A 20,888-nucleotide genomic window follows, 5' to 3' on the forward strand; every position below is an offset into this window, starting at 1 on the left:
CCCCCTGTCAAAAGGAGGCATCATGCTAAAGCGCTTTCTCGGATCCATGGGAATCATTTTGGCTTGTACCATGCCCAGTTTCGCGGTCCCACTGGAAAGTTGGGACGACAAGATTCCGAACGGGAGTCAAAGGTTCAAAGTTTTATCAGAGTTCAATGACGAAGCGGTCTTGGACAAGGAAACTCAGCTGGTTTGGGAACGGGCTCCGTACTCACTTTCCTTTATCTGGAAAGATGCGAGAGGGTCTTGTCCATTCAAGATCATCGGTGGTCGACGAGGCTGGAGACTTCCGTCGTTTGTTGAGCTCATGAGTTTGGTCGACCCTACCGCCAATGCCAGCCCTCTCCTGCCACCTGGCCACCCATTCTCGAACATTCACGCGGTGCCAGGTGACTTCTATTGGTCAGCCACCACATCGGCTGATGTAACAACCGACGCATGGGAAGTCTTCTTCGGCCAAGGGACCACAGGCCCCGGTGACAAGATGCAGATGCATTTTGTTTGGTGTGTCCGTGGCCCCATGAATGCAGATCAGTACTAAGTTAAAGATAGCCAGCGGGAGGAACTCAACCAGCATCCATGACTCGAAGCACTTCACACACATCGAATGGAGTGAAGATTAAAAAGCGTACGTCCCTGTTTAGAGTCTTGGCGAGCGGTCCGGGGGCTCGCAACAAGATTGAGTCCGACATGATTTCATTCCCGCTTATCTCATAGGTTGTTGGCAGGTGGAGGGCCTTCGAGTGAAGACCTCCGATACGGGTGGCTATTTTGCCATCATTGGTCCACACAATTGGAGCGTATCAGCAGATGGGCAACAGTTGACATGGAATGGCTATGCACTGACTCGTGTCTCCGGTTCCGGGGTGACATATGTCGGCGTATGGAGTGGGACGGATGGAGACCCAATGGAGATTGCATTTGGTGATGATGGCACGTATCAATGGCGGTGGGTAAACGAGAATGAGAGCGTATACGGACACTACGTGGTATCTGGCAATATATTGACCGCGTATGAAAAGCGCGGAGACATGACGGCCACTGGGAACCGTCTCACCATGGACACCGTCTGGGGGCGATCATCTGGAAGGCAGCTATTCCCTCAATGCCGATCATTGGCATATTGACTGGGATAGCGGAGATAGAACGGATCTCTATAAGATCGGGTGTTGATTCATCGCGTTAGTCAAACATCGACAATTTGGCATTAGACAACTCGTCCGGCAGCGCCTCCTCATGTCCTTCACGATTCGTCCCTTCCGTCGCAATTGTGCGCTGGGTGCGAGGCGAGAAGTATTGAGTGGAGACACTGGTCATGGATGAAGAATCGCGGGTAGCTCTCGACCGCTACGTGGATGGATCGACGGAGGTGATATAGACCATGAATCTCTCTCGGGCATCCAATCTGGGCACACTAAGTCTTGCCCTTATTTTGCTAGTGTCAATCGCACGGGCCCCCGTTGCCGCATCCGGTGCTGAGGAGATGGTCCCACTCCAGCAAGAGGAAGGGAGTTGTCCTGACCTCACAGGGCTCTATGAATATCAGGGCAAAGCCGCGGACGGATTCCCGACGTACTATCGGGCACTAAAAACGCCGCTAACCTTGGACAGGCTGCTAGGCACATTCGCATTTGGAAACAAGTATCCTGAACTCATCGGGGGTCAACTGAGTGGCATCGGGCGTGGCTTGGAACTCACGATTCTCGGAACCAATGCCTTCACCTATCTCGATTCCGTCGTACGTCCTGAGGATCGAGTCGTGTGTGAAGCTGAGATGCTTCGATTAGAACAGCATCGCGAGGTAGGGGGCGATGGGGCCTATAATAAGTTGCACATTATCCGGACGGCCTCGATTGAGAAAGGAGGCGCCCTTCAGGTGAACGTCACGATACGAGGGAGCGGCCGGTTTCTTTTCTTCTTTTGGTATGAACTGCCCTCCGAGGAGTATCAAGCTGTTTTCTTGCGAAAGGCTGAGAGCTAGGTTAGCTCAATACTGAATGCATTTCAGGGGAATTGGCGAGAGGACGCCGGACGACGGAGCACACACCCGCTACGTCGGCACAACAGTGAAAGACTCACAGTGAGCGGTCTGCTTAGGCTTCTCCTCTCGATTGCACTGCTCTTCACTCCTTCCGTTGCGTGGGCGGACACCGGCAAGGTTATCGCTGTCCTCGACGGCGACATCATTGAGGTCATACACGGCCACCAAGTCGAACGGATCCGGCTCAACGGGATTGATAGGCCAGAGAAGGGACAGGACTACGGCCAGCGGGCGAAGCGGTTTACTCAAGAGCTCGTTGAACAGAAGGAAGTGAGGGTCGAAACCCGTGGCCTCGACAAGTACGGCCGCACGATCGGCGATGTCTTCTTGATGGATGGCACCCATGTGAACAGGGAACTTGTAAACGCCGGGCTTGCGTGGCGGTTCTGCCGGCATTCATCGGACAATCAGCTGAAGCAGCTTGAAGAGGAGTCGCGAGAGGCTAAACGCGGTCTGTGGGTGGATCCAGTCCCCATTCCACCGTGGGTCTATCGCAAGCTTCAGCGCAAACAAGTTCCCGATGTGGCGGACTTCGACTGCTCAGGGCTTCCGGTTCCAACAGCTCTGTGGAACAATTGCTGCCAGCCCAGGCGTAGAATTCTGGACGGCGGCTTCAGTATAAACAGCTGTTCCATTGAAAATCGGGGAAACCTCTTTTCACCGCGCCTGCTTGCCCCTCCTCGATCATAATCCATTCTTGGTTACAAAACCTCGTGTGATTGATATCATGGCTCGGTAGTGACCGTCACGTAGCGGATTCACAAATGAGCCCCAGAACGAGACTCTAATCGCCATGCCGGATCAAAGACTTCATCGGTATATCTGTAGTCCTTCCCAATCCGATCCTCCCGTCTGCACGTCATTCAACTCAATCTGACTTGGTTCTCGGTTTCAATGGCTTTGGTTACGGGTGACACCGTGGCAGTGCATTGAGAGATGGAACCATCGATCGCCCTTACGGCTAGGAGGACATCATGGGATTTCTGACGCAAATGCAGTTTTCGTGGAACAAAGTAACTAAACTGCAAAAGCTGGAAAAAGCTATTGCTCCACCGCATGAGCCGGTTTCACGAATTGTCGCCGACCTCATGGGCGCGAATGAACGGGATGGATCGACCGAAAAGAAACGTGCACTGGAGGAGTTCTTGGATCTATGCGACTCGAATAGAGGAGTGCGCAGTGTCATGGAGCACGAACATCTATCGCGAGTCGATCTGAGAGGGATTGCCGTCTACTTGATGGCCCGTGGGCTGGGCCAGTGGGTGAAGGGCCATTGCGTGGCGTTGTCGACTATCTCCCACGTTGAACCGCTCCATTACTTTGTTCTGGCGGAGAGACATGGCGTTGATCGACAGCACATACTCGCCCATCTCCTGCAATATTGGGAGGGAAAGATCTCCTCGAGTGAGTTACAGGAGCATCTGCCGGTCACGTCCTCGCCTGATGCGACGGCTTCAGAGCCTCCCCATGCTGTACTCCATGTGTGCGAAGAGGTTGCGTGATTGTCGTTCCCTCTCTGGCGACGCCTGCACGGGTTCATCCGACAGCTGCCCGAGAAAGACGTGCCTGCGCGGGTGTAAGATGCGCCGGAGGAGTAACGACTCACTAAACTAGCGCCGAAGGAGAAGAGGCACATGAATCTCAAGCGCAAACTCCAACGTCAGATGCTTCAGGCGCTCAAGGATTTTTACCCCGCCCCTAATCCCAACTTCGCGCAGCAATTTGAATCCGATCCCGACTACATCGGCAACCTGCACTATTTGAACGGACATGGCTTGCTCACGTGGACCGAGTACAGAGAGGGCGGAGCGGCACTGCCACCCCAGCTTCTTGACTTCAAGATCACCCTTGCTGGACTCGACTTCCTCGAAGGCGATGGCGGGCTTGGCGCAATTCTGCGCACCGTGACGGTAAAGCTTGAGGCGCATCAGCTACGGCAAATTGTGGCAGCGAAGAAAGGCAAGCGGTCCAGCCGATAGCGTACAGGGCATGAAGCCCACGATTAACTATGTCCCTGCGAGCGCGCGGAGTGCGAAGGAAGACCGGCCGATTTGACTTCGCCCATCTAGGCGCCTACGCTTTTGCTTCTGCCTCGTATAGACGCTAACGGCATGGGGTCTTCATGTCGAATCGCTATACCGCGCCGATCTCTATTCTTTTCGTGGATCCTGACATCGAAGGTCGCGCCTACTGGTTGCGCCGGCTCGCGACTTCTTCTCCTGACTACTTTGTCCGTACGGTCGAAGATGGGCACACGGCGCTCAAGCTGTGCAAATTCCGGAAGTTCGATTGTGTCGTGCTTGAGTTGGTATTGCCCGACATCTCAGGCTTCGAGGTCCTTATCAATCTTTGCCCCCCCTGGCATCGAAACCCGCGGTCGCGGTGGTCATTTTGACCAAACTCGTCTTTGTGACGTTGCGCCCGCTGGCTACATCGAACGGTGCGCAAGCCTATCTCACACGTGGGGCGATCAATTGGATCTGGCGATTCGGAAGGCCATGGCTACAGTGGGGCCGAAAGAAAAGCGAACCCAACTATTCGACGAAAACTGAGGGGCCATCAATAGAGGTAGGTCGTCACCAGGCGGCGTGGCAATGCTCAACGAGCCATCAGAGTTTGGGCAAGGGCCTAAGGTGTGCATCCTTGCCGTTATCCTATTGGTAGCTCTGATCGCATCCTACGTGTGGCTCCAAGCGTTCGGTTCGGCCCAAAGAAATCCACCGCGTGGTCCTGTCGTGCCCATCTCATTGCGCTGATCGGCCACCGCGGTACTCTCAGTACGCAGTCTGGAGGATTTCCCAGTGGTACAGCTGTCCAGTCCTGAGTATTATAAAGTTACTTTAGTTGTTCCGACGAGCACGTTACACCCACGCGCAACGGAAACGGTGCGACGGTGTAGCAAGCACGTTGCAACACTTGGGAAATGGGGAGCTCACTTTCGAAAGGAAGTGGGCTCTTTATTCATGTCTTGTTGCTGAGATGCCAAGGATTGTCCCCTCCGTGATGGCCGGACGTCAGAAAATGTTGGCCGGAGAACTGTACTATCCCATGGACGAGGAGTTGATTCGCGCACGAGAGCGGGCACGCCATCTCTGCCAGACGTTGAATACGAGCTTGGGCTCAATCAATGGGCAGCAACGGAGTACTCTCATTGGTGACCCGTGATGTTCCCGAGAGCGTGTTCGCAGCCGGCAACCCATGCCGGGTCATCCGTGCGATTACTCAATAAGCGTCATCGTTGGTGCCAAGGAGTAAGCAATCGACATGCAGCCCACCATCAACTACCCCAAGAACTGCGGCCATCAAGCCTGTCGCTGCCTCGCACGGGAACACAGTTCCTATTGCAGTGAGGCGTGTGAACAGGCCTTGGCTGCGCCCCCGGGAGCTCGGTGCTCCTGCGTGCATACGGAATGCACCGATAGATCTTCATGACGGGTCTATTTGACATTGCCAATTTGAAAGTCTAGGCTTTCGCCGAGACTCTAGCCAGCTGCCGACGGCTTGGCCAGACCGCCGACACCTGAGAAAGGCGGTGAAACCATGTCGGACCTTCAACTGACTCCCATTTCCATTCTATTTGTCGATCCCGACATTGAAGATCGTGCGTATTGGGTGCGCCGTCTCGAACTGGCCTCGCCGGAGTATGTCATCACGACCGTTGAGGAAGGACGGACGGCCATCGAGATGTGCCGGTCCAGACGGTTTGATTGTGTTGTCTTGGAATTGAAGCTACCCGATATCTCGGGCTTCGAAGTTCTGACTCATCTCTGCCCAGTGGCGTCGCAACCTGACGTGGCCGTCGTCATTCTGACCAAGCTGCTATTTACGACTCTCTCTGCCGCCGCCAGGACTAATGGGGCGCAAAGCTACCTCATCAAACCTCAGACCTCTGGTGATCAGTTGGACACTGCCATCCAGAAGGCCGTTGCGAGGGTGGGGCCGACGAGCAAGCGGCTTCCCACACAAGCTATGCTGAACGATCGCGAGTCTCTGCGGGGAGGCGCTGAGAGTGAGACGATCGATGGGTAGTCGATAGCAATCTGACGCGCGGACTTGGGCAAGCCAGACTCCTTCGCCCCGAACATCGTGCGGACTCCGGCCGGAATTTCAGCTGAGGCAGGGCCTGAACAGCAGACGAGGGAAGATTTCTGACGAGATGGTGGAATAAGCGACCCGGGTCTACCGAAGAAGTACAAGGAGCGGGCGAAGCGCAAGTGGTGTCAAACAGATTAAGGGATACTCTTCTTGTCGTAGGGGTGCTGATTGGCGTGCTCGTCGCGCCGTGGCTCATTGGTTACGGAAAGGCGCAGAAGACGATTCTTGGAGCGGTGCCTGATTACCTGGCAAGGTGTGTCCCAAACTGGAGCGTCATCAGTTGGTATCGGGACCAGGAACTGTTTATTCCTGTGGATGAGTTTGAACGCTATCTCGAGAAAGGATGCGGAGGAGCTGAACGACTACGCTATCCACCGGGACAATACATTTCCAATAGCCTGGTCGTGTTTCTCCAACACCATCTTGATCGCTGGTACTTCATGGGATACCAAACTGGAGAGGATCATGCCCTTAAAGGCATTCTGCCCGCATGGAATCGAGTTGTTAACACTTCGGACATGACCGGAAAAGTCCTTGTCTCGATCCTGGCTCTCGTGGTGGCTGGCGGTTGCGCACTCGGATTCTACATTTTGAGACGTGTGATATAACGCTCGCCTTCAGCCTCATTCCCATCTTAGCTTTGGCCGCCTCTGCTCTGATTGAGCAGCTTCCGTTCCTAGCCCTCTTGATGGGCCTTCTTATAGGCCTTGCTTCCATCCTTCAAAAACTTGACGGCTTTCTTGGGACCACCGCGATACCCTTAATCTTGAACTTCTTGTTTCGCTGTTTATTGTAGGAGACAAAAAACTCCTCAACCTGATCGAGAAGATCACGCCAAACTCAGAAAATTGCTCATCGTAGTGTCATACGTGTATCAATGGCTGTGACCAATGGACTACTGGCGAAACCCCGAGGTGGCGACGCGAATGTGTTGCCTGCCCCCAGCTATAAATAAGGGAACTTCCTAGCTTTCTTCACCATCTGCTTGGGACATCCTCAGGTTGTGAAGGAGCCTGACTCATCGAAGCAGCCCGGCATTCCTACCATGATTGGCTGTCCGCTCTGTGCGGGAGCGCTGGCATTTCGTCTGGAAGGTCATGGGCATGTGCAGCTCTGCTGCACCGTCGGGCACACGTTTTCGCCGTCCGATGCCTATAAAGCGAAGGAGGAGGAACTCGAACGAACGCAATGGTCCGTGATCGTGCTTCTCAAACACCTGCAAATGCTGGCCGCGATCATGCGAGAGCACGACGACCTCGAACGTGGTATGCGTCCTTCACTAGCTGAGCGGGAGATTCAGATCAAGCAGCACATTCAGAGCTATGAGCGACTGATTCACGACACGAAACCGGCTCAATCCCGTCCACCGCATGCTGAGCCACCGGCGGGGGAATGACCGATCAAGCCTCCAGCAGACGCAATGTCATCGTCATCGGCGCCTCGCTGGGAGGCGTGAATGCCTTGCAGTACCTGTGCGCGAACTTACCCAGTGATCTGCCCGCGACGGTTGGGGTCGTCATTCATCGCAGCCCCTGGTGGGTGAGTAACATCCCGGCGATCTATGGCCGAACGCCCGGCGGCATTCGTGTACAGGAAGCACAAGCTCATGATGTGCTGAAAGAGGGCGTGGTCTATTTCGCACCGGCGGATCACCACATGCAGTTCGGGAAGGGGGTCATTCAGCTCACGCGTGGACCTAAATTGCATTTTACACGGCCGGCGGCCGACGCTCTGTTCATTTCTGCGGCGAAGACCTTTGGTGATCGAGTCATCGGCGTGGTGCTCACGGGAGGAGGAGCCGATGGGGCGCATGGGTTGATCGCCATCAAGGCGTCCGGCGGAGTGTCGGTTGTGCAGGACCCGAAAGAAGCCGTTGATCCGAGCATGCCGGTCAATGGGATCCGGATGGACAGCGTGGATCACGTGACGCCCCTCGCGGAGTTGCCGAAGCTGCTCTGGTGCCTGACGACAGAAGTAGCTGAAAAGCGACTTTAACACTTCAGATTCGACACTTCGGAGGTGTTTTATCAGAAGATACGACAGTGCTCTCCACTGGATCCTTCTGAAATGTTGTGGATCGAATTAGATTCAGGTGTCTGTCGGCCTATCACCCTGGATGAGTATATCTATCCAGTTACTCCTACCCATAGTGGCAGGAGTGATTCGGACATTGGCATTCTCCTTGCTCGATCTCAACAAGTACGTGGCATGATGATGAATACGCGTACGACCAACAGCCCACAATCTCCACAGTCCAGGGTGCTCATGCGTGTCTGGAGCTGGCTCGTATATGATGCCGTTGAAGCTGACGCGATGTGCCTGTGCGCCTGCCATTTAGGTGCAGTCAGGCACAGCACCGCTTGTATCTGCGCTCCGTGCCCGAGTTGTAGGCTCCGGATTCAAGCCGCGAGGATGTCGGAACACCGATGCCAGTGTCGTGAAGCAGAGAAGGGAGGCCGGCAGAACGCAGTGGAAACGCCCAGAGCCGCATGAATCGGTCTTTCGCGATCCAGACTCCAGCCGGCGTATCGCAGGGCGACCCTCGAGACTCATTCCGAGCCAGGATAGATTGAGCCCAACCCGCCTAATTGGACCTGCGCCATTTGGCCGGCGTGATCCCCCAATCAACGATCGATCGGGTTGACGCTCCTGACTGCAATGAAGCAGCCTAGGATTCTGATAGACTTTGGCCTGAACGAACACAAGCCTTCCCAGTTCGATGTCTGGATGCCCATGCTTCAGCCTTTCAAAAGAATGTCCCGTTTCACGATCGCGACCATATTGATCCTCATCTGTCTGATCAGCACTCTGGAGTTCGTCGTCCAGGGATTGTCGCTCTTCCGTCTCGACGAAGCAGGATATGGAGATAGTTACATCCTGTACGACGTGCTCCAGTTTCAGAAAACGGGCAGGATCTATCGCAACCTGGCAGAGCCGCCTTTTTTGCCGGCGCAGTACAGCCCGCTCGTGTATGCGCTCTATTCACTTCCAGGACGCGTGGCGAGTTGGGACAATCCGTTCGTGGGGCCGCGGCTGCTCGCAATCGCGACATTCATCGCCTGTATCTGTGTGATGACATCCATCGTCCGTGTTCTCTTTCGTTCACGCCTGGTGTGGGTTTGGGGTCTTCTCCTTCCGTTTTCAATCGGCCCCATACCCGTCTGGATTCTCATGCTCCGTGGCGACTTTGCCGGACTCGCTCTCAGTCTGCTTGCCGTTCGATTGCTGTTATCCGACCTTCGCTGGGCGGTTCCGCTTTCCGCGGTCTGTGCAGGCCTGGCAGTACAAGTAAAGTTCACATTCGTCGCTGCAGCTCTCGCAGGCGCCGGATGGCTGCTGGTTCAAGGACGATGGCGTGAGGTTGTTCGGTTTGTGGGATTCTTTGCGGTCTCATCCCTTGGTCTGTATCTTCTCTACTCTCTTCGTGAGCCGGGAATGATGTCGCAAATGCTTGCCCTGTCTCCCGGTATCAGAAACGTTGCTGGAAACGTGGCGATCATGAAAAAGGTCGCCGGCGAACTCGTGATACTGCTCAGTCTGGTCGGCTTGGCCAGTGTGGAATGGCATGCGTCGGCACGGGAAACGCTCCTGGCTCTCTATCTTGCCACCACGTTCGTGGTGGCCGCTGTGACGGCCGTTCATGCGGGTGCGGATATCAACTACTATTGGGAAACGTTTTTCGCTGCCGTCCCGTTTGCTGTGCTCGGAGTGTTGCGACTACTGGAACTGGTGGAACGACATGCGGCGCTGGGCCCGGCACTGGCGGTCTTCCTGTTCATTCATTCCCTTGTTCCTGTTGCGATGAGCGCCGAAGAACGCATCCCCACGCTCAAACATGGTTGGGTGGACGCAGGGAACGATGAAATGCGCAAACTGAGCCACGCTCTCGCAGGCTCGCGCGTGTTCTCATCGTTTCCGCGGCTGGCACTCCTTACCCCGAATCCTCCCTTGATGGAACCCTTCCTTCTGTCTTACCTCCATCGCCTCGGAAAAGTGGATCTGAGGATCTTCACGGACCCCCTACTCAGACGGGAATACGATGTGGTGATCACCTATGCTTCGGCGGGCTCCTGGCGCAATGTGAAGCAGTTAGACCCGGAATTGCGGAGCGCCATCGAGAGTTCGTACAAGCCGTACTGCACGTTCCACCGTGGCCTGTTCCATTTCCCGGATGGTGAAGATCCGTCCACCAGCATCCTGAAGGAGCGTTTGACAGAGATCGGATGCTCGCCGGCTTCCGACGAAGCCAAGAAGAACTGGTAGGTCAGCGCTATAGGCATCCCGATACCAAGGTGCTAGAGTGACTGCCACGTCAGACCTGTGGTGGAAGTCTGAACGCAGCGTCCCGATACGATTGGTTGGCTATTCTCTTCTGTTCAGTGTCGAAACGCAGCTGAGCGCAGAGTGGTGAGCCATGCCAGGAGTCGTCACAGCCCCCTCTGCAACGCAAGTCAAGAAGCTGCCTCCTCTTTTCTTTCTGGGCAGTCTCCTGATCGTATTCGGCCTCGCGGTGTATTTTTTCGGGATCGCGTTCTCGATGTTCCGTCTCATCTTCCAGTTGGGAGAACCGTTCCATACGTGGAACATGACCATCCTATGGTATAGCGGTCTTCCCACCACACTGGGCCTTTGTCTCGCAGGTCTTGATCTGGCACTCCTGCTTCCCGCGAAGCGCAGAGAGTCGCGGCGAAAGGTTCTGGCTCCCGTTCTAGACAGACACGTGGTCGTGGCGTTGACCGCCTACAATGACGAAACGAGCATAGGGCTTGCGGTGGCGGATTTTGTAAGCCACCCCCTGGTCACGCGCGTGATTGTCGTCGACAACAATAGCCGCGATCGGACTTCCGAAGCCGCCGCGGAGGCGGGCGCGCGCATCGTTGTGGAAAAGGAACCGGGATATGGGCGATGCGTCTATAGATGTCTTAAGGAAGCCCTGAGCGAAGACGGCGAATTGATCGTCCTCTGCGAGGGCGATATGACCTTCCGCGCCGCCGACATTGACAAACTGCTGGCCTACGTCGACCATGCTGATGTCGTGAATGGCACGCGTATTGTCGAGCAGCTGCGGGATTACTCCACGCAGTTGTCGACGTTCATGTATTACGGTAATTTCTTTGTGGGAAAGTTGCTGGAACTCAAGCATCTGGGGCGCGGCACGTTCACGGACATCGGAACAACCTATAAGCTGCTTCGGCGGGACAGTCTTGTGCGTCTGATGCCGCAACTGAATCCGGCCGTCAACATGGAATTCAACGCGCACTTTCTCGATACGGCTCTTGGAAGCGGCGAACGGCTCGTCGAATGTCCGATTACGTTTCACCCCAGAGTGGGTGTCAGCAAAGGCGGCAATGTGAACAACGCGCGTGCGCTGAAAGTCGGGCTCCGGATGATCCTGGGCTTGTGCTTCGGATGGCCGACCTCTCATGACCCAAGAAACATACTTTAAGACTCGGTTCGCGCAGGATGCCCGACGCGATGTCCTTTGGCAGACGTTGTGTCGCTACTATTTCAATCATCGAATCGACCCTGACGATTGCGTGCTGGAACTTGGCGCAGGATATGGCTGCTTTATCAACGCCGTCGTCGCCAGGCGGCGAATCGCGGTCGATTCGTGGGATGGTTTCACCGCACATCTGGTATCCGGTGTCGAAGGCCACGTCGGTGACGTGACTGATCTCGGATTTCTCAAGCCTGCGTCGGTGAATTTCGTGTTCGCCAGCAACCTCTTCGAGCATGTCAGCCAGGAGGCCTTCGCGTCGGTACTGCAACAACTGAATACGGCGCTGGCGGACGGCGGAACACTGAATATCCTGCAGCCCAACTACTATTACGCGTACCGGGAGTACTTCGACGATTACACCCACCGCACCGTGTATACCCACAAGAGCCTATGCGATTTTCTCGAAGCCCATGGCTATACAGTCATGGAATGCCATCCGCGATTCCTGCCGCTCACGGTACGATCCAGGCTACCCGTCTCGCCGGCATTGATACGACTGTATCTCTCCCTTCCGTGGAAGCCGATGGGGAAGCAGATGTTCATTCGCGCCATGGTAAAGTGAAAACGCCGGACTCACGGCATCGGCCATGAGAACGGCCCGTCATGAGAGGCGTTGATTGTCGAACAAGTTGCGGTAGCACCACGGAGACACCTGCAAGTGACTCCCGCTGTGGCGAACGAATCCAGAGACATATTCAAAGCTTCCGGGGGTTCTCCCAGCTACGCCCGATGCTCGTATCGCTCATGATGACCCATCCCTAGACAGCAGTATTCCCTAAAAGACTCTCAGGACAATGTACTGGATCGGTCCACACCACGAATCAGGCTGGTAGCCGGCGAGTGTGTCGTGACGGCAGGCTACACAGTTGCTGGGGACGGAAGAAGAGAGGGGTGTAAAGCGGCTGTGGAAGCTCCTCGAGCGAAAGAGGCCCGCAAGAGCATGTTGTCGCCGCGAGAGTGGCGAAGGCGCATTAATTAACCAAGGGAGGATGTATGAAACTGAAGAAGACAATCATGGTCACACTTGCAGTAGTGGGCGTCGGATTGAACACGGGGATGGCAAGCATGGCAGAGGCCGCAGATACTGGAGGAATGTCGCAATCAGACAAGTCCCAGCAGCCGGGCCTCCCCGATCCGGGGGCGAAACAGCGAACTCCGTCCGCGGATCCGACGGACCGACGCAACACCGATCCCAATATGGGCAGAACACCGACCGGCACGCCAGGAGGGACGGGACCCACTGCGCCAGGAAGCGGCAGTGGTATGGGGAGTTCCGGAGGCGGCTCATCCTCCGGTGGAGCGGGCGGCTCGGGAGGAGCGGCAGGAGGCGGTGGCGGTCGATAACGCCTGCCTCCACACGACCGTATCAGGCTGGAGACTTTCCCAGTGGCAAAGCGGGTCGGTCATGACTATCCTGCAATTACTTTAGTTGTGATGACGAGAACGTTACGAACGTGCAACGGAAACGCTGCGCAAGTGTGACGAATGCGTTGCAACACTAAAGGGAAGAGCTCACTTTCGAAAGAAAGTGGGCTCTTCATTTTTCGCATAGGAATATAAGCCCGATGGATGGGGACGTCATGCCGTTGCTTCCTCAAGCCGCATATGACCGGTGGTCCGGAGTGTACGATGACGCGGATCCCAGCACATCGCTCGATGAACCGTTCCTGCTTGCCATGGTCACGCCGTTTACGGGCTGCCGGATCCTGGATCTTGGGTGTGGAACAGGGCGGTATCTCCGTCTCGTGAACCAACCGGGAGCTTCGGTTGTGGGGATGGATTTATCGCAAGGCATGCTCGTTCGTGCCATGCAGACCTTGGTCCCCAAAGCCTCGATCGCATGGGTCCAAGCGTCGTTCGAACGTTTCCCGTTTGCAGATGGGAGTTTCGACCGAGTTATTTCCGGGTTGATCTTGGATCACGTACACGATCTCCGTTCATTTTTTCATCAAATAGCCGCAGTGCTTCGACCAGGCGGTCGCCTCATCTTGTCGGCCGTGCATCCAATGATGCAGCGGTTGACGGGAGCGACAGTGCGGTTTGTGGTGCAAGGGCAGGAATACCACGTGCAGGGGACTGTACATGAAGTAGAGACAATCGCCGAGTCCGTTCAAGAAGCCGGTCTGGACATCGAGAATCTCTTGGAGCCTGAGGTGGATCAAGAACTGATCGCCCGCTATCCAGTCTGGCGTGCCAGACTCGGATGTCCGGCACTGATGTTACTGGCGGCTCACAAAACTGGCTAACTGTCCCCTCGATTCCTGAGGGGGCATGTTCGTCTGGATCGGCCCGCTCAGCCCGTAATAGAGATCCATCCAGGGATACCATTGACTGGCAGGCTGGAACGGCTGCGCGGCCAGCAGCCGGCATCCCCATTTCACCATGTGCTCCTCCCAGCGGGCCCATAATTTGGTGTGCCGGTCGGCCAATGGTAGAAGCGCGTCCCCGTAGACACCGCGCCGGCGAAACCCATGGCGTCCCAAAAGACGATCCAGGGTCCCGACGGAATATCCATGGAGATAGGGAAAGCCGAGGAGATTGTTCCACGCGAGCGTCGCAATGAGGATATGCCGCCAGAGACCGTTACGCTTCAGGCTCTTCACGGCGTGACGATACAGCAGCCCGTTTGGGACCCGGATGACCAATATTCCGTCGGTGCGCAACATCTGTCGCGCGGACTCGAGCGTGATGTCGGGATCGGGCAGCTGATCGAAGGTATTCCAAATGACGACCGCATCCACCGATTGTGATGCAATAGGAGCATCCGCAAGAGTGCCACAGTGGACCGGCAGGCCTCGTGCGAGACAGAACTCCGCCACCTGCTTCCCCGGGTCGACGCCCAAGACGGTCCAGCCGTGCTCTTGCGCCGCAGCCAAAAATCCGCCCACAAAACTGCCCACCTCGATAATCGAAGGCGTTCGTTTGACGGGCAACCATCGGGCGAGTCTTGACGCTTTGTGCTTTGCCCAACTTCGCTGAGCGTCAAATTCGGCCTGAAGATGCGCCGCACTGTAGTGATCCTTCGCATAGGTCGAAGTAATCGTTGTGGCAACGGGTCGAGGATTTCTATAGATGAATCCGCAGGTGCGGCATTGCACGATTTGAGCAGAGTAATCCTGGGTAAACCGAGTCCGATCGGCGAGTTGATCGGGATGGCTTTCTATTCGTCTGCGACGATGGAAGGCGTTCAAAATTCGGAACTGGAACTGAATATCGGCCGTCGAGGCAAGAACGTCAATCTGTGCACGGCCACAGATGAGGCACGCCACATCAATGACACGATCCAACCTGGATGAACTCGGAGACGTAAGCGTGATCATGGAGCGGCTTAGACATCGGACGCTGGGTTAGATGTGGAAACGACGAGATCCGTATATGGGACCGGCGGCTTTCGATGCCTGTCGGCACGGTCATGTCGTACTGGGTGTCAGGCGACGCAACCAATTCAATCGCCCGCCTTCTGCCAGCAACCTCGTAATGATCATGGAACGTCCGAAGGCTGGCTTCTTGAGTTCCGGCATCGCCAAGCATTTTGGGCAGCAAGTATAGGTAAAGCGACAATCGGACAAATTCACCCGATGCGTCGTCATGTAGGTTCTCTGGCTGACCCATTCGCCGGATACACGTCCTGCCTCACTCATCAATCCGCACAGGCTGCATACTGGAATCACTTTAGGAGCCGTCGACAGGGGGCCGCACGGATGATGCGATAGATAGTGCGATAGGGGATCGCGCGCCATATTCCACCTCCTCGACCTGGTACCGCCATCACGACCGTGTGCCTAGATTAGTACGTCCGGTGCTTCCCCTGTACTGGGTAGAGCCCTAATCACATCTTTTCTAGGTGCCCGCCTAGCTTCCTGCCTTCGCAAAACCTGATAGAGCTTGAACTGGCTGAAAGCTAGACCTCGTCGAGAAGGTCTACAGCGAACCGGATCGATCAAGCGGCGATGACGCCTGCGCCGATACTCTGGGCGAAAGCGCCACCGCCAGAGTTGCTTCGAACGTATGTCATGCTCTGGTCACGTGATGTTTATTTGCCTTTATTCTGGCCTTTGTTCGCCCCCTCGAATTGCGGTGCTTTCCCAGGGGGCGTGGCTTGCGGGCCGCTCGGGCCGCCTCCGCCCGCCTTGTCCTCCCCTTGAGGTCCGCCGGCGCTCGGCTGACCGGTCGCGCTTTTCCCTTTTGACTGCTCATCTGATTTCCCTTGGGATTGGGAGGAAGATTGCCCCTCCTTTTGCTGTTCCGCACCGACAGGCAGTCCAAATGGAACCATGAGAAGAGCCGTAGACGTGAGTCCCAAGAATAATCGCCGCCAGTTCTTCATGCTGACCTCCCGTGGATGAAAGATGAAAGGCAGATCACTGGAAATGCTATTGGCTATTGTTTGCAAGGACAGAACCAATCCAGCCATGCAAAATAGCAAGAGGGATTCCGAGGGATTCTCACGGGTCTTCGGGGTTTATGATGACAAAGTGTCCTCATGGGACAGATTGTCAGTGTTTTGGGGAGGCTATGACCAGTCTGCGTAAGTTCTCCTGAGCGCTAGGCTCCAAGCCTATGTGGGAAGACCTTCTCTTTCGGTTTGTCATCGGTGGGACCGTTGTCTCGTTGTTTGCTCTGCTGGGGGACGTCTTTAAGCCCAAGACATTCGCCGGTATCTTTAGTGCGGCTCCTTCGGTGGCGCTCGGTACGCTCGGCTTGGCCATCATCGAGCATGGAACGGGCTATGCCGCGATTGAAGCGAAATCCATGGTCATTGGAGCCTTGGCGCTGTTCGTCTATTGCTCTCTCGTGAGCTGGATCATGCTCCGCTACACGTGGCATTCCCTGGTCGTTGCGACTTCGGCCATCATCGTCTGGCTTGGGGTGGCGTTCGGTCTGCGTGCTCTTATTCTCTAGTAGGACGCCAATGATGGTAGGCATCAGCGTATCCGGTCTCAAGGCAACCAGGCTGCACGAATTGGTTGTGCGATTTGTCCTTGGCGGCGCGATCACCGCCATGACGGGGCTCACCACAATGCGCTGGGGACCCGTCATCGGAGGGCTGTTTCTGGCGTTCCCGGCCATTTTCCCCGCCAGCGTGACGCTCGTCGAAGCCCATGCCGTGCGACAAAAGAAAGAGCTGGGCCTGCATGGAGAACAACGGGGACGCGACGAATCCGGCGCCGATGCGGCGGGGGCGGCAATCGGCAGCCTCGGCCTCATGATATTCGGACTGATCATGTATGAGTATGTGGATACCGTGAACTACTGGATCGTGCTGAGCCTGGCAACCGTCGGTTGGTTGACCGTCTCAATTGTGGTGTGGTGGATATGGAAAAGAATGTAGCAGAAGGTATGCGTTAGCGTGACCGACTGATCGCCATCCGTATCGAATCGTACAGTTTGTCGACGGCTGCTTCTTTGGTGATCAGGATGGTGGCCCCGGCACTCATCATCGCCTTGGTACTTTCACTTCCTGCATTCACGGACAGACCGATGACGGTCGTTTCAGGAAAGCGCTTCGTAATGTGCTGGGTCGCCTCGACTCCGTTCATGACGGGCATGTTGATATCCATGACGACGACTTTCGGGCGAAGTTGTTCGATCATGAGGAGGGCGTCTTTCCCGTTGGCTGCTTCTCCCAGTATTGTGATATCGGGATACGTCTCCAACACCGTTCGCAGTCCCTGCCGCATCATGGCATGATCGTCCACGAGCAACACGGAGATAGGTTCTTTATCGGACATCCGCCCTGTGGTCTCTACGACGGATAGGGCCTCTTCCTCAGGGAATTCATTTTGTTGCTGGCACCCCTTGATCATGAGGACGGACTTCGTCCCATGGTTGGGAGAGGAGGACACCTCAAACGACCCGCCGGCCGTCCGCATGCGTTCCCTGATGCTGAATAAGCCGAACTGAGACAACGTCTCGGAGGTCGCCACGTCGGTGGGAGTGAAGCCTTTCCCGCGATCGCTTACTTCGATACGGAGGACGTCCCCCTGATGATCCATCACGACCGCCGCCTCGGTCGCCTCTGAATGCTTTCGCGTATTCATCAGAAGTTCGCGCACGCACTGAAACAACAAGATGGACCGAGCTTCGTCCAAGCCCACCGGCTTATCGGGCAGCGAGACGGTGACGTCCAGGCCATACGTCTTCATCTGTCTGGCAAGCCATACCAGCGCAGCTTCCAATCCATGGTCCCGCAGCACAGGCGGACTCAAGTCGGCGAGCAGCGTGCGGGTATAGGCCAATGCATCATTGATGATGAGGTCAACGTCCGTCATGACTGTTGAAACAGGACTGCTCTCAGCGAGGCGTTTGCCCTGCGCGAGCTTGAGCTTCACGATCACGAGCATTTGTTGAAGATGATCGTGCAAGTCCGTAGCGAGTCGTTTTCTTTCCTCCTCCTGGGCGGAAAATAGCTTGGCAGTCAGCGCTTCGAGCTGCACTTCATGACGCCGGGATGTTTCTTCAGCTTTTTTCCGGTCGGTGATGTCCTTGAACGCGATGCGGATTTGCGCAGGCATGCCTGTATCGCTCTCGACGAGGATGGCTTGCACGCGTGCTGGAAATACGCTGCCGCTCGGTCGTACCAGCCAATACTCCTCGGCGAGATGCTCATGGTGTTGAAGCGCTTTTCGGCAGAGCAAGATGAACCGATGGGAATCATGTTCGGCCAGAAATGAATGAAAGCCACGTCTCAGGGCTTGTCCCAGCTCGCTGCCAAGAATCGCCAGACCGGCGGGGTTGATGTCGTAGACGGTTCCCTTCTCATCGATGGTCGCAAATCCTATTGGAATCGATTCGTACAGCTCGCGGTATCGATTGCGGCTGTCCTGTATCTCATCGTGGGCCTTCTGAAGTTCATCGCATTGCATTTCCAGTTCGACTTCACGCACATTGAGCTCTTCGACGAGCTTTTGTATCGCATGGCGCGACAGGTCCGGTACCGCCTGAAGCACCATACGGTGTAATCGGGCTTTGGCTCTTGTTCTCAGCTCTTCCAAGTAATGAGAAGACTGGTAAGTCATGGCCGCTGGTCCGAACAGTACAACGCCTCGTAGAGAAATGCCTACTCGGAAAGCTCCCAGGGCCAATCGCGTCAAATTTGACGCAGCTTCTGTCGGCCAGTCAGCCCTATGTATTTGAATGTGCGCGACAATTGCGCGGGAAGGCCAATGCGATCAGGTAGGTTCTTCCGTCTCGATCTCTACTGAAGGGCGGGCACTTCAACCATATCCGTCCCCCGAAAATTGATAAAAAAGAAGACAGTGTACTGATTGTAATAGGCCGAACCTTCGTACCAACGTCCCGGGATGAACCATTGACGCGTGCGGCTGTCGTATATCTGGAGCCGGTATCGGACATAGGCAATCTGTCTTTGTGCGGCATAGAGGGTCAATGCCGGAGTCGAAAAGGGGATGACCGTGCTTTGAATGGCCGGCATACCGAAAAAGTTCTGACCTTGGTCCGTTCCGAGCGCCAAGACCATCACTCGGACCCACAGATCGGCGTCGTCCCGTCGATCGACAACGGCATAGCCCAATTCTGCCAGACGGCCCTCCACGAATCCTCGCATCATGAGCAGTTCGGAGCCAAGTGGACGCATCATGGGAGGGTTGAGTTCCGTGGACTCCGGTCCGCTCGTCGGGGCGATGTTGCTATTGATCATGGGACTGTTGGAAAGCAGCGTCGGTTCAAGGACCTGGCGCGTGCCGGCGTACCCCATTACTTCGACCGCTGCCTTCGCCGGCGGAGGAGATAACGCTTCAAAGGCGCTTACGCTTCGCTCCAGTGCGTGGCTCAGAAGAAGCTGCTCCGTTCCGGTTCTCGGCGTTCGAGAGAATTCGCGGTTCGTGCAACCGGTGCCACTCACGAGCCAGAGAACCATCATGACAAGCAGACGAAGGACAGAATTGGACGACATCATGAACACCGTGCTCCTCCCGTGCCTTGTCTCACTATCAGGCTAGTGGTTCAAGGGGTTCAGGAAGAGCTAGGTTCAACCCTGGCTTCCGCAGGCTGCCATACGCTTGTTCATCTCTGCACCAGGGATCATCCCACTCTTCGATCTAGTAGCGCAGCCCTACAATACAGTGGTAGCAGACCCGGCAATGCCGGGACGTGAGAGGGTTTTTCACGAAAGCGAGGAGGGAGAATCTAATGAACCCATATCGATGCCTGGTTGCCTGTGCCTTTGTGCTGTCCAGTGTCGCTACGTCGGTATCGGCACAGGATGCCATCTTGCCCCAAGGAGATCCCCGCCTGAATCCCGATGAGCGAGCGCAGGAAGCCATCCGCGACAGCAGAATGAAGCAGCAGGGACAGGGACCCAATTATCGTGTTGAAGGTGAATTGCAGGGAGGGCAACGCCAGGAGACGACAGGTGATCCCAACGGGCTTGCCCGCCAAGATACAGGCCTGTCTGATCCCAGCGTCAATCCCGGGCAGGCCACGGACATGGAAATGGTGCAAGGGACTGTCAAACAGGCTAATCCAAAAATGATTGTCGTCGAGAATCAGAATGGAAGGACAACGACGTTGTTCGTGGATGGGACGACGGCAGGGGATCGGGACGTGCGCCCCGGCGATGTGATCACGGGAAGAATGACAAAGCAAGGGTTAGCCATTGCCATTCATAAGGAGATGCCAAGGTAAGCGGTAGATGGGTCGTGGTCGTGACGATCGTCTTGAAGTCCGCAGAACGAGGATGCGAATCACATCAGACTTTGATTGAAATCTCCCTGCTCTTTTCGGAGAGTGCCTACGGTAGCCATGGCCTTGAGGATCGCTTCCTCAAGGAGGTCGCCGGAGGTGAAGTTCTTTTGCAGACAGGCGCGGGCCCCATTTACGAGTGCCGCCTTGAGCAGAGCTTCATTGGCAAGCTGAGTCAGGACCACGACTGGAATCTCCGGGCATCGTGGCCGAGGAACCAATTTCAGCAACACCTCAAATCCGGACATGTCCGGTAAATTGAGCTCAAGTACCACGCAATCGAACAGCCGTTCCTGGCAGTATTGAAGGCCTGATTGTCCGTCCAACGCTTGGAATATTTCGTATTCCGGCGAACTCATCCTGAGACGGTGCGCATAATACTCCCGCTCTCGATGATTGCCGTCGATGAGGAGGATAGATGCCGACCAATCGTTCGCCATCTAGGACAGGAATAATCGTGCGATGCTATCGCAATTATGGCGATAAATTAGGGAGGTTCCGACTGGGACAATCTCTAGGGGAAAACTTGAGATTGAGAGAGGAAAGCCT

At 55.6% G+C, this 20,888-nt stretch carries 24 protein-coding genes and 1 pseudogene; 20 read left to right on the forward strand and 5 right to left on the reverse strand.

Going from position 1 to position 20,888, the window contains the following annotated elements:
- The first annotated feature begins 22 nt into the window (after positions 1 to 22).
- From NSJP_RS08785 to NSJP_RS08855, 17 genes and pseudogenes are all read left to right on the forward strand, one after another.
- Entirely contained in the window at positions 23 to 541 is a 519-nt protein-coding gene (locus NSJP_RS08785) for an Lcl C-terminal domain-containing protein (protein ID WP_080886533.1), read from the forward strand.
- Positions 542 to 1,483: 942 nt separating this feature from the next.
- The gene (locus NSJP_RS08790; protein WP_155970003.1) at positions 1,484 to 1,981 is read left to right on the forward strand and encodes a hypothetical protein; all 498 of its coding nucleotides are present in this window, start codon (positions 1,484 to 1,486) and stop codon (positions 1,979 to 1,981) included.
- Positions 1,982 to 2,080: 99 nt separating this feature from the next.
- Positions 2,081 to 2,731: a thermonuclease family protein gene (locus NSJP_RS08795; protein WP_172834246.1), complete on the forward strand. Its 651-nt coding sequence runs from the start codon at positions 2,081 to 2,083 to the stop codon at positions 2,729 to 2,731.
- Positions 2,732 to 3,015: 284 nt separating this feature from the next.
- On the forward strand, positions 3,016 to 3,543 hold the full coding sequence (locus tag NSJP_RS08800) for a hypothetical protein (protein WP_080886536.1): 528 nt from the start codon (positions 3,016 to 3,018) through the stop codon (positions 3,541 to 3,543).
- 132 nt (positions 3,544 to 3,675) lie between these two features.
- On the forward strand, positions 3,676 to 4,020 hold the full coding sequence (locus tag NSJP_RS08805; protein WP_080886537.1) for a hypothetical protein: 345 nt from the start codon (positions 3,676 to 3,678) through the stop codon (positions 4,018 to 4,020).
- Positions 4,021 to 4,163: 143 nt separating this feature from the next.
- Positions 4,164 to 4,436, forward strand: coding sequence for a response regulator (locus NSJP_RS20100; RefSeq protein WP_080886538.1), 273 nt, complete (start codon positions 4,164 to 4,166; stop codon positions 4,434 to 4,436).
- A gap of 653 nt (positions 4,437 to 5,089) precedes the next feature.
- Positions 5,090 to 5,206: a maltose acetyltransferase domain-containing protein gene (locus tag NSJP_RS08815; RefSeq protein ID WP_407938654.1), complete on the forward strand. Its 117-nt coding sequence runs from the start codon at positions 5,090 to 5,092 to the stop codon at positions 5,204 to 5,206.
- A pseudogene (locus NSJP_RS20105) lies at positions 5,190 to 5,270 on the forward strand (sugar O-acetyltransferase); the annotation flags it as partial. The gene NSJP_RS08815 and the pseudogene NSJP_RS20105, both read left to right, overlap by 17 nt.
- Positions 5,271 to 5,581: 311 nt before the next feature.
- Positions 5,582 to 6,070: a response regulator gene (locus tag NSJP_RS08820; RefSeq protein WP_080886540.1), complete on the forward strand. Its 489-nt coding sequence runs from the start codon at positions 5,582 to 5,584 to the stop codon at positions 6,068 to 6,070.
- A gap of 188 nt (positions 6,071 to 6,258) precedes the next feature.
- Positions 6,259 to 6,744: a hypothetical protein gene (locus tag NSJP_RS08825; protein WP_155970007.1), complete on the forward strand. Its 486-nt coding sequence runs from the start codon at positions 6,259 to 6,261 to the stop codon at positions 6,742 to 6,744.
- A 437-nt stretch (positions 6,745 to 7,181) separates the two neighbouring features.
- Positions 7,182 to 7,532: a hypothetical protein gene (locus NSJP_RS08830; protein ID WP_080886542.1), complete on the forward strand. Its 351-nt coding sequence runs from the start codon at positions 7,182 to 7,184 to the stop codon at positions 7,530 to 7,532.
- Entirely contained in the window at positions 7,529 to 8,131 is a 603-nt protein-coding gene (locus NSJP_RS08835; protein ID WP_080886543.1) for a chemotaxis protein CheB, read from the forward strand. Before NSJP_RS08830 ends, NSJP_RS08835 begins: the two co-directional genes overlap by 4 nt.
- Before the next feature lie 738 nt (positions 8,132 to 8,869).
- Complete coding sequence (locus tag NSJP_RS08840; RefSeq protein ID WP_155970009.1) at positions 8,870 to 10,399, forward strand: hypothetical protein; 1,530 nt, start codon at positions 8,870 to 8,872, stop codon at positions 10,397 to 10,399.
- 151 nt (positions 10,400 to 10,550) lie between these two features.
- Positions 10,551 to 11,582: a glycosyltransferase family 2 protein gene (locus tag NSJP_RS08845; RefSeq protein WP_080886545.1), complete on the forward strand. Its 1,032-nt coding sequence runs from the start codon at positions 10,551 to 10,553 to the stop codon at positions 11,580 to 11,582.
- Positions 11,560 to 12,198 (forward strand): class I SAM-dependent methyltransferase, encoded by a 639-nt coding sequence (locus NSJP_RS08850; RefSeq protein WP_080886546.1) that lies wholly within the window; start codon positions 11,560 to 11,562, stop codon positions 12,196 to 12,198. Before NSJP_RS08845 ends, NSJP_RS08850 begins: the two co-directional genes overlap by 23 nt.
- 431 nt (positions 12,199 to 12,629) lie before the next feature.
- Positions 12,630 to 12,980, forward strand: coding sequence for a hypothetical protein (locus tag NSJP_RS19245; protein WP_155970011.1), 351 nt, complete (start codon positions 12,630 to 12,632; stop codon positions 12,978 to 12,980).
- Between the two features lie 236 nt (positions 12,981 to 13,216).
- Complete coding sequence (locus NSJP_RS08855) at positions 13,217 to 13,882, forward strand: class I SAM-dependent methyltransferase (RefSeq protein WP_172834247.1); 666 nt, start codon at positions 13,217 to 13,219, stop codon at positions 13,880 to 13,882.
- Here the strand turns inward: NSJP_RS08855 and NSJP_RS08860 are convergent.
- Positions 13,856 to 14,956 (reverse strand): class I SAM-dependent methyltransferase, encoded by a 1,101-nt coding sequence (locus NSJP_RS08860; protein ID WP_080886548.1) that lies wholly within the window; start codon positions 14,954 to 14,956, stop codon positions 13,856 to 13,858. The genes NSJP_RS08855 and NSJP_RS08860 overlap by 27 nt on opposite strands.
- 713 nt (positions 14,957 to 15,669) lie before the next feature.
- Positions 15,670 to 15,963: a hypothetical protein gene (locus NSJP_RS08865; RefSeq protein ID WP_080886549.1), complete on the reverse strand. Its 294-nt coding sequence runs from the start codon at positions 15,961 to 15,963 to the stop codon at positions 15,670 to 15,672.
- 233 nt (positions 15,964 to 16,196) lie between these two features.
- Here NSJP_RS08865 and NSJP_RS08870 point away from each other — a divergent pair, with 233 nt between their 5' ends.
- Together NSJP_RS08870 and NSJP_RS08875 are read left to right on the forward strand one after the other, a co-directional pair.
- The gene (locus tag NSJP_RS08870; protein WP_080886550.1) at positions 16,197 to 16,538 is read left to right on the forward strand and encodes a DUF3147 family protein; all 342 of its coding nucleotides are present in this window, start codon (positions 16,197 to 16,199) and stop codon (positions 16,536 to 16,538) included.
- 10 nt (positions 16,539 to 16,548) lie between these two features.
- Positions 16,549 to 16,968, forward strand: coding sequence for a DUF3147 family protein (locus NSJP_RS08875; protein WP_080886551.1), 420 nt, complete (start codon positions 16,549 to 16,551; stop codon positions 16,966 to 16,968).
- A 13-nt stretch (positions 16,969 to 16,981) separates the two neighbouring features.
- Here NSJP_RS08875 and NSJP_RS08880 read toward each other — a convergent pair whose 3' ends face one another.
- On the reverse strand, positions 16,982 to 18,589 hold the full coding sequence (locus NSJP_RS08880) for a response regulator (protein WP_172834248.1): 1,608 nt from the start codon (positions 18,587 to 18,589) through the stop codon (positions 16,982 to 16,984).
- A gap of 245 nt (positions 18,590 to 18,834) precedes the next feature.
- Positions 18,835 to 19,554, reverse strand: a complete 720-nt coding sequence (locus NSJP_RS08885) for a hypothetical protein (protein ID WP_080886553.1) — start codon at positions 19,552 to 19,554, stop codon at positions 18,835 to 18,837.
- Between the two features lie 233 nt (positions 19,555 to 19,787).
- Between NSJP_RS08885 and NSJP_RS08890 the strand changes: the two genes are divergently transcribed.
- Positions 19,788 to 20,282, forward strand: coding sequence for a hypothetical protein (locus tag NSJP_RS08890; protein WP_080886554.1), 495 nt, complete (start codon positions 19,788 to 19,790; stop codon positions 20,280 to 20,282).
- A 59-nt stretch (positions 20,283 to 20,341) separates the two neighbouring features.
- Here NSJP_RS08890 and NSJP_RS08895 read toward each other — a convergent pair whose 3' ends face one another.
- On the reverse strand, positions 20,342 to 20,779 hold the full coding sequence (locus NSJP_RS08895; RefSeq protein ID WP_080886555.1) for a response regulator: 438 nt from the start codon (positions 20,777 to 20,779) through the stop codon (positions 20,342 to 20,344).
- Between the last annotated feature and the right edge of the window lie 109 nt (positions 20,780 to 20,888).

It is taken from the genome of Nitrospira japonica (assembly GCF_900169565.1).
GTDB lineage: Bacteria > Nitrospirota > Nitrospiria > Nitrospirales > Nitrospiraceae > Nitrospira_C > Nitrospira_C japonica_A.